This window comes from Sphingomonas aerophila (assembly GCF_014199305.1).
In the GTDB taxonomy this organism is placed as follows: Bacteria; Pseudomonadota; Alphaproteobacteria; order Sphingomonadales; family Sphingomonadaceae; genus Sphingomonas; species Sphingomonas aerophila.
In genome coordinates this window covers 59,498-74,030 of sequence record NZ_JACIJK010000010.1, presented here as the reverse complement: position 1 = coordinate 74,030, position 14,533 = coordinate 59,498, and the positions used below count along the sequence as shown (strand labels likewise).

Below are 14,533 nucleotides of genomic sequence, written 5' to 3'. Positions count from 1 at the left end.
GGGCCGGCCGTTAAGCGCCGCAACGGCAATACCAGGAACACGCTTCTATGACGGAGATCGCCGGCTGGGTCGCCCCGGCCGCTACCATGATCGCGGCCATGATGACCGCGGCGAATCTCGGCGCCCGTGTCACGGGATGGGGTTTCATCGTCTTCACAGTCGGTTCGATTGGGTGGATCATGGTCGCGATCGGCACCGGCCAGAACAACCTGCTCTGGAGCAACGGCTTTCTGACCCTGGTGAACCTGATCGGCATCTGGCGCTGGCTGGGCCGGCAAGCCCGATATGAAGATGGTGGTGCGGCCGCGACCCGGCGCAGCGCCGCCGTTGCACGTGTGCCGACCTTGTTTCCAATCGGCAGGCTTGGCGGGGCGACGGTCACCGGAAAGGATGGCGCGGCGATCGGCACGGTGATCGAGGCGATGATGCAGTGCGCCGGCACCGGCCTTGCCTATCTGGTGGTGAGCGAGGGCGGCGTCGGCGGCTTGGGCGAGCGCCTGCACGCCCTCTCCCCGCAGGACGTGCGCTTTTCGGAAGATGGCGTTCATTGCGACCTGGACGCCGCGGCCTTGGCGGCGCGTCCGGTCCTGGAGGCGGATAACTGGCCGGCCAGTCTCTAGAGGGGCATCGCCTGGTTCACCGTCATCTGCAGGGGGACACCCAGCAGCCGTAGCTGCTCAACTACCTGAAAGCTGGCAAAAGGCTGGAGCAACACCGGCCGGCGCTGCCATTCCGGGGGCAATCGGGCGGCAGCTCCGCCGATCAGCACAACCGGGATGTTGCGTTCGGCCAACCAGTTGCTGGCCCGCAGCAAGTCGTCGGTAGGCAGCCCGATATCCATCACCGCGCCGCCGCAGCCTTCCACGCCAGGGTGCGGCATCTCACCGGGCGACAGGGTAAGCACGACCAGCCCTGCCCGCCGCAAACCCTCGGCGACATAGTCACCGAGGAACCCGTCGCGCCCGATCAGCAATACTTCGCAGACCGGGGGCGCGACGTCCGGTCGCGCCGCTTCGATCCGCGTCACTCCTTTGCGGTTCATTCAGCCGCGTCGGCCAGCACCGATTCTTCCTCGCGAGCCTTCAGCCGGCGATACGTCGCCAACGCCTGCCCAACGACCTGGTCCATGTTGTAGTAACGGTAAGTCGCAAGCCGTCCGACAAAGATCACATCCGGCTCGGCCAGGGACAGCGCCTCATAGCGCTTGAACAGCGCTTGGTTCTCCGGCCGGGGGATCGGGTAGTAAGGATCGCCCTCGGATGCCGGATATTCGAACGTGACGCTGGTCACCTGCGAATCTTGGCCGGTCAGGTGCTTGTATTCGGTAACGCGGGTGTAGGGTACCGCCTCGTCCGGGTAGTTCACCACGGCGACCGCCTGGTGCCACTCGGTCTGAAGCGTGCGATGCTCGAACCGGAGCGACCGATAAGGCAGCTTGCCATAGCGGTGGCCGAAATACTCGTCGATCGGCCCGGTATAGACCATCTTACCCCAGGTCGCGGTGCCTTCCAGTTCGGCGAAGTCGGTGTCGAGCATCACGGTGATGTTCGGGTGGTCGAGCATCCGAGTGAACATGGCGGTGAAGCCATGGGCTGGCATCGCTTGGTGCGTATCGCCGAAGTACCGGTCGTCCAGGTTGGTCCGGGTCGGCACGCGCGCGGTCACCGACTTGTCGAGCTCTGACGGGTCAAGGCCCCACTGCTTGCGGGTGTAGCCACGGAAGAACAGGCGATAGAGTTCCTCACCCACCGCGGACACCACGACGTCCTCGGACGTGCGCACTTCCGCGACCGGCTCGGCACGCGCCGCGAGAAAGGCTGCGGCATCCTCATCGGTTTCCAGGCCCGCGTCGAACAGCTTGTTCAGCGTCGTCCGGTTGATCGGGATCGGCACCTGCTGTCCGCGAACCTCGGCGAGCACGCGATGCTCATAGGGCCGCCACTCGGTGAAACGCGACAGATAGCTGAACACCTCGTCCGAGTTGGTGTGGAAGATGTGCGGACCATATTGGTGGATCAGGATGCCTGATTCGTCCTGCACATCGTAAGCATTGCCGGCGACATGCGGGCGGCGATCGATCACCAGCACCTTCTTGCCAGCGTCCGCTGCCAGCCGCTCCGCCATCACGGATCCCGCAAAGCCGGCGCCCACGACCAGATAGTCGTAATGGGGGCGGTCCGCGCCTCCCGTGGTGGTCGTGTTTGTTGTAGCCATTGCCGTGCCAACCTTCCTGATGGCCGCCAGCATCGCAGCGGCCACATCGTCCCATGATCCCGCGGCCAACACCGCATCCGCCTGCTTGCGCCAGCCACGATCCCCGCCGCGCACCAGCGCCAGGGCTTCGTCACAGGCCTGCACGAAAGCGTCGCCCGCTTCCGCGATCCGAACCGCGTCGAGCGAGCCATAATGACGCACCACGTCGACCACCGGCGTCGACACGACCGGGCGGCCTGCCGCGAGATACTCGGGCGTCTTGGTCGGGCTGATGAAGCGGGTCGCCTCGTTGATGGCGAACGGCATCAATGCCACGTCCCAGCCCGCCACCGTTGCGGGCAGTTCGTCATAGGAACGGGAACCGGGATAATGGAGGTTCTCGTGCCGCGGCAGTTCGGAAGGATCGATCTTCACGACCGGGCCGACCACCTCGATCTGCCATTCGGGCCGCGCTGCGGCGAGATGGCCCAGCAGCTCAAGGTCCATGCGTTCATCGATCACGCCATAGAAGCCAAGCCGCGGTGTCGCCTGACGGCCGGGTTCGCGGTCGCGTGCCCGCGCGAAATGCGGCACGTCGACGCTCGACGGAAACGGATGCACGCTGGGATGGCGAGCCTGCTTTGCCTCGTAAAGGCTATAGCCGCCGGTAAACACCAGGTCCGAGGCGCGCAGGAGCTCTTCTTCAAGGGCGAGCAGTTCGGCCGGCGCGAAGCGGAAGGCGGACAGCTCGTCCATGCAGTCGTACACGGTGACCGCAGCCCTGACCTGTCGCGAAAAGGCGAGCATCATCGGGGTGTAATACCAGCGTACCGCCACAGGCGGCTCGCCCGCGAGGAAGCCATCGAGAAGCGTGCCCAGCGCCTCGCGCTCCGCCGCCGTGGAAAGGCCGTGGGGCAGCTGCGGAGTAACCACGCGCAGCCCGTCAGCTTCTTCCCGGACCAGCAGGCCGGGCTCGGCCGCGCCATGCTCTGGCTCTTCCCATACGACAACCGGATAGTGGCGGGCAAAGCGGGTAAGCAGGTGCTGCGGTCGCTGAAATACGAAGTTCCAACGCAGATGGGAGAAGCACACCAACAGGCCCGTGCCTGCATGTCGATGGGAACTGGCAGGCAAGCGGGCAGCGTTCATAGACAACTCCAGTCAGGCCCCCGCCCGTCACCCTTGTTAATCAACGAGAAAGGCGCGGTCTTTGATCCATATCATGACAAAAGATTGCCTTCGCCGTGGAACCGGGCACAGGGCGTACGATGAATTCCGATCACCTGCCCTGGATCACTGTTGCGCCCGGCGCGCCTTATTTCATCACTGACCAGGGAGAAGATTGGACGCCTATCGGCCATAACGAGGCGATAAGCTGGGCGAATTTGCTGCCCTTGTTCAAGCGGCGGGACCTGCCGGCGGTGGAACAACACTTGCGCGATCTGGTCGCCCATGGCGTCACCTGCCTGCGATTGATGGTAGAATATGCGCAGGTCCGCCACCGCTATTTTGAACGGCCCGTTGGACGACCCGTGCCGGCGATGGTTCAGTTGTGGGATGATCTGTTCGCCATGTGCGAGCGAGTCGGGATGCGGATCCTGCTGACGCCGGTGGATACATTCTGGATGTGGCTGCACTGGCGTCACCACCCGTGGAACAAGACCAATGGCGGCCCCCTTGATCATCCATCCCGCCTTTTGCTGTGCGGCACCACGCGCACCGCCATCAAGGCGCGCCTGACCTTCATGGTGGAACGCTGGGGCGGATCGGGCGCGCTGTTCGCCTGGGATCTGTGGAACGAGATTCATTATGCGCAAGCAGGCGATACCGCCGATTGCTTTCCGGAGTTCATCGCGGACCTGTCGAACCACGTCCGTACGCTTGAACAGCGCCTTTACGGTCGCAGCCACCCGCAAACCGTGTCCTTGTTCGGGCCCGAACTATGGTGGCGTCCCGACCTGCCGCTCGCCGAACCGATCTTCCGTCACCCCGACCTCGATTTCGCGAGCATCCACATTTATCGCAGCGGCACGATCGACAACCCAACCGATACCGTACGCCCGGCGCTCGCAATGGGGCGGATCGTCCGGCATTGCCTGCGCGAGATCGCCGATGGGCGTCCGTTTTTTGATACCGAACACGGCCCGATCCACAGCTTCAAGGACAAGCACAAGACGCTGCCAGAAGCGTTCGACGACGAGTATTTTCGCCACATGAGCTGGGCGCACCTGGCGAGCGGCGGCGTCGGCGGTGGCATGCGCTGGCCCAATCGGAAGCCCCACGTTCTGACGCAAGGCATGCACCAGGCACAGGGGGCGATGTCCCGGTTCCTGCCCTTGGTCGACTGGCAGCGCTTCCGTCGCCAGCCCTTCCCCGTGCGCGCGCCCGGCTTTCACGCGCTGGGGAGCGGTGACGAGCGCCAGGCGGTCATATGGCTGGTCCGCCGCGGTGGTCGGATGGCTGACGGACGGGTCGACCCGGCGCGGGTCACCCCCGAACAGCAGATCACCCTACCCATGCCGCCGGGCCGCTATCGGGTCGAGTCGTGGGACACTGCCGCGGGCGCGGCGCTTGCCCCGACACAGGGGGTGGCCGACGAACGCGGCCTTAGCTTCACGACACCGGCGCTCGGGGCCGATCGCGCCTTTGCCATTCGCCGTATCGAGGGCTGAGGATGGCGCTCAGCGCAGCGAACGTACCGCGCTGAGCGGCGATACGCCCGTGTCGTTGAACGCCTCCACGGCGACGGCGTAACGCTGCCCCTTGGTGAGCGCGCGCAGGTCCAGCACCGCGCGCCCGCCCTCCTGTCGGACCTGATCCGCCCAGACCTGATAGGTGAGCGTCAATCGATCAGGCCGGATGCCCCAGCGCACATTATAGCCGATCGCCCCCTGCACCGGCCGCCATGACACTCGCGCGTTGCGGGCGTCGCTGTCGCGAACCGCCGTGATTGCGCCCGGCTGCGCGGGCGCTCGCCCGCCTCCGGAACCGAACACCCGAACATCGCTGATCGCCAGCGTCGCCGCCCCGACATGGCCGTGGACATAGCGGAGGAATCGCAGCGTGCGGGGCGCGGGCAACTCGAAATAAGCGTTCGGCCGGTCGCGGCGCCCCACCCCGGTGTCGGTGGCGGCGAGCGGCTGCCAGTGCTCCCCGTCCAACGATCCTTCCAGCCGGAACTCGGTGTAGATGTCGGGCCCGTCCGCGAACCGGTCCGATTTGTAGTCGGCGAAGTTCACCTGCACAGCGCGCACCGTTTTGGCGTGGCCCAAGTCCAGCGTCAGCGTCTCCCCCGGCCGGTTCGCGCCCGCAACCCAGAAGCTGCGCGGGTCTTCGTCGGTCACCGCCGCCGGCCCGTGCCCGTCCAGCGAGGATGAGGCAGTCGCCTTTGCGCAATAGGACAACAGCATCCAGCCGGTAAACAGCGCCTCGGGATCGGCGTTTCGTCCTTTGGGTACGCGGTGCGGGAAGTCGCCAAAGCGGGTCGACACACGCATCTGTCCGTCCGCCTCGAACGCTGCCGGCCACATGCCGACCCGCCGCTCAAACGCCCAGTTCTGCCCGATCCACGGCGTTCCGGTGTTCCACCAGTTGCCGTACACGTCCTGGAACGTCGACCCGTGCCCCGCTCCCTGAACAAAGCCGCCCGGCTTGTACCCGACCGGATTATAAGGCGCGTAGGTGAAAGGGCCGAGTGGCGCAGAGGCGGTGTACACGCCCGTCGCATAAGCATTGTATTCGGTCCCGGGCGCCCCGTATTGCAGGTAATAGCGGTCGCCGACCCGGTTCATCCAGGCACCTTCCATGAACGGCTTGATCGGCGTGCCATTGGGCAAGGCGCCGCTATGGTCGGGCCCGAACCGCTCCCACCCATGCAATTCCGGGTGCAGCGACAGCAGCGGCGCGGGCCGCGCGTCATAGCGCATCCGCCCCTCTGCGAACGTGATCGGCGCGCCGTATAGCGGGAAGACGTTGGACGACCCCCAATACAGGTACCAGCGCCCGTCATTGTCGCGGAACAGGTCGGGATCCCAGGGCCCTGGCGGCACCTCGCCTGGCTTTATCTGCCCCTCCTGGCCCGACATCACCGCCCCCGGGAGCCCCGGCAGGCGACGAACGAAATAGTCGAGCTTGCCACCGGCTGGATCGCGGCTCGACAGGATGGCCGACTGTTCGGTGGTGGATGGCAGGATCAGCAGTCGCTCGCCATCGGACGTGACCGCCGGCGCGACGATGCTCTCCGCGGGCCAGCGGCTGGGCGTGACAAAGCGCCAGGTGACAAGGTCGGTTGAGCGCCAATACCCGTCAGCCAACGTCGCGAAGAGGTAGTAAGCGTCGCCGAAGCGCACCACCACCGGATCGGCGCCGGTGCGGTAGGAGATGCCCTCGTTGATCTGTTCGAAATTGTACCGGTAGTCGAGGTCGAGCGGGTTGGCATAGGTCTGCGCCCTTGCCGGCCCGGCAACGAGCTGCAGCGCGGCCAGGACGGCCGTACGCATCAATGACCCTGAACGAACAGGTTCGCCGTCAGCCGCCCACGCCGCGGGTCGGCGCTGCGATCCATGTCGGCGGGGATGATACCCGAATGGAGCAGGCTGCCCGAATAGATCAGCACGCGATCGGCCCGCGCCTCCACCGCCCCGATCTGCTCGAAGGCGGCGTTCGACCCCGCCGTGTAGCCGGCCAGCGCCGCGCTCTCCCGCTTGGCGGCGGTGACGAAGCGGTCGACATTGGCTGGGGTCACTACCTCGATTTCGGTGGAGCGTTGCCGGTAGAAGGCTGTGCCGGTTCCCGGCGTGTCCGACAGATAGTGAAGGATGGCGAGGTGGCGCGCATCGACGCTATCGAAATGCGGCGCCCGCTGTGCCGGGCTCAGCGTTTCGGGAGCAGCTGTCACCATGGAGAAGCTCGCCTCCACCCAGTCGAACCGATCGATCTCGAACGCGCCACCGATGAACGGCGCCACCGTTTCGAGCAGGCGGGTGGCGTAGTCATGCGCGGCGATATCGTCAGCGTCGATGATCCTTCGCAGCCCGGGATAGTAGCTGTCCGGGATCGGCGGAAACGGCGCCAGGGCAGCGGCGATGTCGACCACTTTGGCGACATCGCCGAGCGCGCCGTCGATCACGACCACGGGGCTTTGCGAATTGCCGACGCGGCGCAGTTCGGGCGTCACGCCGGCTTCTCCGTCAAAACTTGTAGCGCGCGCCTACCTGGAACGAGCGGGCGTTGCCCACTGTCCCGTTCTCCTTCTTGGTCGGCCGCAGCCCCGATCCCGCGCCCCATGCCGAATAGGCCCGGTTGACCGAGTCGAACAGGTTGAACGCCGCGAAGTTGAGCTCAAGGTCATGCCCCCAGGGCAGCTTGAAGTTCTTGGCAATGCGCGCATCGACATTGGCATAGCCGACGATCTCGCCTGGCCAGAACACGCCACCGAAGTTCCCGGAGGCATTAGCGTTTTCGGGCGGATTGGGCGGGAAGATGACCTGCCCGAATGACGGACCCGAGCTGAAGGTGCCCGTGACCGAGATCTTGGTGTCCCATGGCCCGCGCGCGATACCGGTACCGACGAAGCGCCACTTCTCGACGCCTGCCACATAATTCCAGCCATAAGCGTCGACGCGTGGCCCGTTGAAGAATTCGTCGCCCTGCAACTCCTGCGCAACGTTGCTGCGCGCCTTTTGCAGTGTCAGCGCCGCGGTAAAGCCCCAGCGCGATCCCGCGACGAACGGCTTTTCGGCGGTGACGAAGATCGCATTGTAGACCGACTTGCCATCGTTCGACCCGATGTTCAGCTTGCCACTATAGCCGGGCAGAATACCGGACGCAGGGAAGTTGTCCTCGATCCACTGGTCGCCCTGGCTGGTATACTCTCCGGTCGGCAGCCGGTTGCCGCGCACATACTTGAAGATGTTGTGGCTGCGGACGTGGCTGAAGGTGACCGAGGTCTGGATCGCGCCAAACCGCTGGCGCACGCCGACGTTGAACTGATCCGAAAAGGGCAGCTTGGTGTCGTTGTTGAGCAGCCAGATGTCGCCGCCCACCCCGGTCGCGGTCGCGGCGGCACGCAGCGTTTCCACATCCTTGAATGCGGGATTGTAGGCAAGCGTCGTCGCGGGCAGCACGCCGCCATTGCCGGCGCGCACCGAATCACAGGTCGGCTGGCCGCTGCCGCCGTCGCAGAAATTCAGCGTCACCGTGCGCTGGTACAACGCCTTCACCGTCTCGATGCCGGCGGTGATGAACAGCGGCCGGTCATAATAGCGACCTGCGCCGGCAAACAGCACGGTGTTGCGGTCGCCATAGACGTCATAGGACACGCCCAGACGCGGCTGAAACGCCTTCCAGTACGGATCGCGGTTCTTGCCGGTGGAGATATAATCCTCGGGATCGATACCGGCTGCCTGCCAAGGCTGATACGCCCGCAGCGCCGCCGCGATCGGGGCCGGGGTCACGAACTTGTCGTTCTTGGCGTTGGTCTCGTAATCCCAACGAATGCCGGCATTGATCGTGAAGTGATCGTCCACCGTCCAGTCGTCCTGAATGAACAGGCCGATCTGGGTATCCTTGGCGCGCGCCGCCTCGACCGGCACCAGCGCGATCTGCCCGACGGTCGGCGTGGACGCCTCGAACGTGGTGAACAGCGACGGCTGGAAGTAATAACTGCCATTGGAGATATTGTCTTCGCGGCGTGACAGCTTGTTGTACGACGCCTTCACCCCCGCCTTCACAACATGTGCGTCACCGAAGAAGGTGATGTTGTTCTTGAAGGTCCAGGTTTCCTGGTTGTCGGCCTGCTCGAATCCATTGGCTCCCAGGGCCGCAACGATGCTGCCAGGACTGCCTAGGTTAATTTCCGGCCCGTCGGTCACGCGCGGGGTGCCGTTGAACACCTTGTTATAGGCGAGGATCAGCTCGTTGAGCCAGGAGTCGCCGCGGTGGTTGTACTCCAGCTGGTAAAGGTCGATGCGCGATTCGAGATTGTGACCGTGGCTGGGTACGGCGGTGCCGCCGTAATCAGCCAGGTTGTTCTCGCGGCGCAGGAAGGCGGACAGGTTCACCGTGTCGCGGTCGGTGACGAACGCGGTCAGCTTGCCGAAATACAGTTTCTGATCGAAGCTCTGTCCGTAGCTGCCATTATACTGGTCGGCGATCGCCTGTGGCACCGCCTGGTTCGGGTTATCGTTGGTGGTGTTGAGTATAACCGAGCTCGACGGCAGCTTCTGCGACGTGCCTTCGAATGCTGCATAGAAGTGCAGCACATCCTTGATGATGGGTCCGCCCAGGTCGCCGCCATATTGCTTGCGATCGTAATCGGGCTTGGCGATCGACCCGTCGCGATTATTCGCCTTGCCCGGCCGGTCGAAATACGGGCGGCCAAGGAATGCCTTGGGCTGCCATTCGCCAAACAGGTCGCCGTGGAAAGACGTGCCACCCGACTTGGTCACCGCGGTGATGATCGCGGAGCCCGCCTGCTCATACTCAGCCTTGAAGTTCTGGGTGTCGACCTTGAACTCCTGCACCGCAAGCTGCGGGAAGGGATTGCCGCGGCTGAAGTTCTGACCCGCGACGCCGCCGTGGTTGACCTGGTTCTTCAGGCTGAGGCCATCGATGAACACGTTGACGTTGTCGGCGCTGGTCGCGCCCGCCTGAACCTGACGACTGCCACCCGATGGCGACACGGCGACACCCGGCGCAAGCGCGGCGAAGTTCAGGAAGTTGCGATCATTCTGCGGCAGGCTTTCGATCTGCTGCTGCGAGATGTTGGTGGCGACCTCCGCGGTACGCACCTCCTGCGTGCGGCGACCGCGAACGACCACGTCGCTGCCCGTGCCTGCGCCCGCGTCACCCGACGTCGTCGCTTCGGTGGTTCCCGCTTCCGCAGTGGCGGCAGGTGTTCCGATGTCGAGCGTGACCGTCTGCCCCACCGGGACCACGACCTGTTGGGGCTGCTGTCCCTGAACCGCCACGCGGTAGGTACTCGGACGAAGGCCGGGGATGGTGTAGTCGCCATTCGCGTTGACGCGGCCGTTCACCACCTGCCCCGTGGTCAGGTCGGTCGCAACCACCGCCGTACCGGCCGCTGCGCCCTCGACATGGCCGCGCAGGGTGGAACTGGACTGCGCCAGGGCCGGACCGGCACTCGCCAGCGCAAATGCCACGGCGGCAGCCGAAATGCCGCGTCCCAGTATCGAACGACGATGGCCGGTCATCAGGCTCCTCCCCCACATCATTGATTGGACTCCGCTCGACGGGCGAAGTTTCTGGAACCGATTACATCGACCGGTAACCGGTTACAACCGGGGGCCACTCCGGCCCGATTATTCGCAAGCCGATTGTTGCTGAAGTGCAACAGAGTTAAGATTGAATGCTGGGTGCTCGGCAATGGCGGGCGATAAAGGCGGCGTGGCCGGGCATCGCACGCGCCACGTCGGCGACCACCTCTTCGACATCACCAAGGAATGCGGTCGACTGCGCCTCGGGCACCATGTCGACCACGGGATCATAATGCGGGTCGAGCCCCTGGCCGATCAGCACCTGCACCCAGCTTTCTTCCCGGAACAGCTCCGCCTTGCCGTGCATGAAGAAGCGGGCAGAGGCACGAAACAGATCCAGCCGTTCCTGCAGGCTGTCGGGTACCGGCATGTTCCGGACATAGGCCCAGAACGGCGTGTCCTCGCGATCCGTCACCTTGTAATGCGCGATGATGAAGTCGCGGACGTCGCGATATTCGAAATCGAACTGCCGGTTGTACTCGGCGATGTCCGCCGGATTGAAGCCGCGGCCGGGAAAGAGAGCCAGTAAGCGCAGGATACCGGTTTGGATCAGGTGAATGCTGGTCGACTCCAATGGCTCCAGGAACCCCCCTGCCAGGCCCAGCGCGACCACATTACCCTCCCACGCGCGGTGTCGCTTGCCGGGTGTGAACCGCACTGGCCGGGGATCGGCCAGGGCACGCCCGTCCAGGCCGGTAAGCAGCACGCGGGCGGCGTCCTCATCGCCCAGGTGAGCGCTGGCATAGACAAGCCCGTTCCCGGTGCGATGCTGTAGCGGGATGCGCCATTGCCAGCCCGCCGTGCCGGCGGTGGAGCGGGTATAGGGCGTAAGCTCCCCAGCGCTCTCGCACGGGACCGCCAGCGCCCGGTCGCACGGCAGCCAGTGGCTCCAGTCCTCAAAGCCGACCCCCATCGCCTGCCCGATCAGCAGCGAGCGCATGCCCGAACAATCGATAAACAGGTCGCCGCCGACCTGACGCCCATCTGCAAGCACCAGGTGATCGACATGGCCGTCCGCAGGACGGCGGTTAACGGCCACGATCCGCCCCTCGATCCGCTCCACCCCGGCCGCTTCGGCCCGCCCGCGCAGGAAGCGGGCAAGCAGCGTCGCATCCAGGTGATAGGCGTAATCGAGATCGGCGATGGGGGAGGTAGGATTGCCCGGGTCCGGCAGGCAGAACCGGTTCATCCGCGCCGCCAGCGTGTTCAGCGAATAATGGTCGAAGTGCTTGGCGCGCCCGGCCGCGCGCTCCTTCAGCCAGAACTGGTGGCAGCGCAGCCAGTAAAGGTCCTGCCCGATCTTGCCGAAGCCATGAATGTAGCTGGAGCCCGGCGCGCGCCAGTTGCGGAACTCGATCCCGAGCTTGAACGTCGCCTGGGTCGCGCGCACCATCTCGAACTCGTCGATGCCGGCGAGACCGCAATAGGTGCGGATGGCGGGGATCGTCGCCTCGCCCACCCCGATGGTGCCGATCTCATCCGATTCGACCAGCCGGATCCGGTAGGCGCCCTCGACGAACAGCCGCGACAACAGCGCTGCCGCCATCCATCCGGCCGTGCCGCCACCAACAATGGTGATCTCCTGGATCGGCGGGTTGGCGCGCTCCGTCACCGCCTCAGTGCCCTAGCCATCCGCCAGTGAAGCCCGCCCGCTTCAACCCCCGGCGGATAACCGGCGATCGCCGCATGACACGCCACACGCCCTCATTACGGGTGTTGGCGATCGCGCCCAGTATCGCCCCCTGATCGATGCCGAGGTGATCGGTCGCAACCCATCCGCTCCTGGCGCGCACGGTGCCGGTCGTGACCACCTGGTCGGTCGCGCGGAAACTCGGGTTGAAGCTGTCGCGAAAGCCATAAAGGCCGTAAAGCCCCGGCCAGCCCCGCAACGCCTGTGCCGCGGGCACGACGATCTCCGGCGCGAATGCCAGGCTGCCGAGCGCCGCAGTGGGCGCCAACGTGCCATCGTCATTGCCGTCCGGCTGTCCGATCGGTCCCCGCGCCGAATAGCCCTGGAAAGTGCGGATCCGCCCCGCGGCGGGCAGCGTGAACCCGCCCGGCCCGTCGCACGCCGTCAGCCCCCAGATGTCCCGGCCATAGCCCGCCCATTTGCCCGGATTAGCGATGCAATAAGCGCGGTTGGCATAGGTTGCGCGCCGGCTGTTCTCGAAATAGTCGAGCCCGACTCCCTGCATGGCCGCATCGCGGATGCCGCGAAAGTCGACCCACATCTGGCTGTATTGGTGCCCGAACAAGGGCGCAAAGGCGAGGTGGCGCGTGTCCCCCTGCCCTCGCCAGAATGACGGATAGGTGCGCGTCCAGGCACTCCAGGCGCCGTCCGCCAGCGCGCCCGCCCCTGTTGAGCCGAGCCCAATAAGGTACACCATCATGCCCTCGTTATAGCCTTCCCAGGCGCGCTCGATAAAGCCGCTCTCCGGGTGCCAGCCCATCGACACCGACCCGCGCGTATTGGTGAACCAGCGCCAGTCCGCCCGATCGGTGATCTGCGTGGCGAGCCGCCGTATCTCTGCCTCGGCCGGGTCATCGCCGCGATCAAACCAGACGCCAGCGAACAGGATGCCGAGGAACAGCAGCGTCGTATCGACGCTCGACAGCTCGACCTTCCGGAAGCGCAGCCCGGTGTTCATGTCGATGAAGTGGTAGAAGAAGCCCTGGTGTCCCGCCGTGCCACTTGGCGCAGCCCCTTGAGGCAGGGTCGCAAAGGTGCGCAGGGTGGTCAGCGTTCGGTCGCGCGCCGCAGCCCGGGTGATCCAGCCCCGCTCCACCCCGATCGGGTACGCGGTCAGCGCAAAGCCGACGGATGCGATCGAGCAAAAGGACGGGGTCGGCCAGCGATCGGGCACCAGCCCGTTGCGCGTGTTGGCAGTGTCCCAGAACCAGCGAAACGTGCGCTGCTCAATGTCGTCGAACAAGGGCGGCAGCGTGGTGCCGAGGGGCGCGGCCAACACAGGTGTTGCCGCCAGCGCCGGCAACGCAAGCGCGCCGCGCAGCACATCGCGACGTCCCGTGGTCATGCCGCGCTCTGCCGGTCGCTGGTCGATCGTACGATAAGCTCGGGCGTCACGAACTCGACCCCGGCATCCCGCGCCCCCTCCAGTGCACCGATCAATCGCGCCACCGCTCGCGCGCCAAGATCAGCGGAGCGTACCTGCACGGTGGTCAGTCCCATGTAGCGGGCAAGCGGAATGTCATCGAAGCCGGTAACCGCGACCTCTCCCGGCACCACAACACCGGCATCCTTCAACGCGTTCATTGCGCCCAGCGCCATCATGTCGTTGGCCGCGACGATTGCGTCCACCGGCTCGCCCGCATCCAGCAGCGCCGCCGTCGCGCGTGCGCCGGCTTCTTCGCGGAAATTACCTTCCACAATCCGAACGGGCACGTTCGGCGCGTGCTCGGCCAGGGTCGCGGTAAATGCCTCACGCCGCTCACGCGCGTCGATGTTGCCCGCCGGCCCGGCTATGTGGACCAGAGAGCGTCGGCCGGTGAACAACAGGTGGCGAACGATGGTCTCCATGCCGGCGCGGTTGTCGACCCGCATCGCCTGCCGCTCCCCCCCGTCCGACGTGTTGACCAACACCGCGGGCGTACCCTTCGGCAGCGCTTCGTTCAGCGCCGCGGGATCGAGCTGCGGCGCCATCACGATCAACCCGTCGACCCGTCCCCGCATGGAACGCATCGCCTGTGCCGCTAGCTCGGCGTCCGCGTGCATGTTGGACAGGAGCAGGTGATAGCCACGTGCCGTCGTCTCACGATCAATGCCGCGCACGATCTCCGAAAAGAACTCGCCGTGAAGGTCGGGCAGCACGACGCCGATCGCATGATTGCGTGCCAGGGACAGGCTGCGTGCACCGGCATGGGGCACATAGCCCAGAGCCTTGGCCGCTTCCACCACACGCGCTCGCGTTTCGGGGTGGACGTTGCTGTGACCGTTTAGAGCCCGACTGACCGATGCGACGGACACGTCCGCCTGTCGCGCCACATCGCGAATCGTTGCCGAAGCCATTCGGGCGATTTCCCCCTTCCCTTGATGCTCGAAACCC

Annotated in this window: 10 protein-coding genes; 2 read left to right on the top strand and 8 right to left on the bottom strand. The window is 65.3% G+C overall.

Going from position 1 to position 14,533, the window contains the following annotated elements; translation table 11 throughout:
• Nucleotides 1–47: 47 nt before the first annotated feature.
• Nucleotides 48–620 (top strand): PRC-barrel domain-containing protein, encoded by a 573-nt coding sequence (locus FHS94_RS15410; RefSeq protein ID WP_246348653.1) that lies wholly within the window; start codon nucleotides 48–50, stop codon nucleotides 618–620.
• Here the strand turns inward: FHS94_RS15410 and FHS94_RS15405 are convergent.
• Together FHS94_RS15405 and glf are read right to left on the bottom strand one after the other, a co-directional pair.
• Complete coding sequence (locus FHS94_RS15405; RefSeq protein WP_184059479.1) at nucleotides 617–1,042, bottom strand: hypothetical protein; 426 nt, start codon at nucleotides 1,040–1,042, stop codon at nucleotides 617–619. The genes FHS94_RS15410 and FHS94_RS15405 overlap by 4 nt on opposite strands.
• Nucleotides 1,039–3,342, bottom strand: coding sequence for a UDP-galactopyranose mutase (gene glf, locus FHS94_RS15400; RefSeq protein WP_184059478.1), 2,304 nt, complete (start codon nucleotides 3,340–3,342; stop codon nucleotides 1,039–1,041). Before glf ends, FHS94_RS15405 begins: the two co-directional genes overlap by 4 nt.
• Before the next feature lie 119 nt (nucleotides 3,343–3,461).
• Between glf and FHS94_RS15395 the strand changes: the two genes are divergently transcribed.
• Complete coding sequence (locus FHS94_RS15395; RefSeq protein ID WP_184059476.1) at nucleotides 3,462–4,865, top strand: glycoside hydrolase 5 family protein; 1,404 nt, start codon at nucleotides 3,462–3,464, stop codon at nucleotides 4,863–4,865.
• A 9-nt stretch (nucleotides 4,866–4,874) separates the two neighbouring features.
• Here FHS94_RS15395 and FHS94_RS15390 read toward each other — a convergent pair whose 3' ends face one another.
• From FHS94_RS15390 to FHS94_RS15365, 6 genes are all read right to left on the bottom strand, one after another.
• Nucleotides 4,875–6,692: a family 43 glycosylhydrolase gene (locus tag FHS94_RS15390; protein ID WP_184059474.1), complete on the bottom strand. Its 1,818-nt coding sequence runs from the start codon at nucleotides 6,690–6,692 to the stop codon at nucleotides 4,875–4,877.
• Entirely contained in the window at nucleotides 6,692–7,369 is a 678-nt protein-coding gene (locus FHS94_RS15385) for a DUF6445 family protein (protein WP_184059472.1), read from the bottom strand. The genes FHS94_RS15390 and FHS94_RS15385 overlap by 1 nt, the downstream gene beginning before the upstream one ends.
• 13 nt (nucleotides 7,370–7,382) lie before the next feature.
• Nucleotides 7,383–10,406 carry a TonB-dependent receptor plug domain-containing protein gene (locus FHS94_RS15380; protein WP_184059470.1) on the bottom strand — a complete coding sequence of 1,008 codons (3,024 nt, stop codon included), beginning with the start codon at nucleotides 10,404–10,406 and terminating at the stop codon, nucleotides 7,383–7,385.
• Between the two features lie 145 nt (nucleotides 10,407–10,551).
• Nucleotides 10,552–12,081, bottom strand: a complete 1,530-nt coding sequence (locus FHS94_RS15375) for a tryptophan halogenase family protein (protein ID WP_343055317.1) — start codon at nucleotides 12,079–12,081, stop codon at nucleotides 10,552–10,554.
• 4 nt (nucleotides 12,082–12,085) lie between these two features.
• A complete protein-coding gene (locus FHS94_RS15370) occupies nucleotides 12,086–13,504 on the bottom strand; it encodes a glucoamylase family protein (protein ID WP_184059468.1) in 1,419 nt (472 codons plus the stop codon).
• Complete coding sequence (locus FHS94_RS15365) at nucleotides 13,501–14,496, bottom strand: LacI family DNA-binding transcriptional regulator (protein WP_184059466.1); 996 nt, start codon at nucleotides 14,494–14,496, stop codon at nucleotides 13,501–13,503. Before FHS94_RS15365 ends, FHS94_RS15370 begins: the two co-directional genes overlap by 4 nt.
• Between the last annotated feature and the right edge of the window lie 37 nt (nucleotides 14,497–14,533).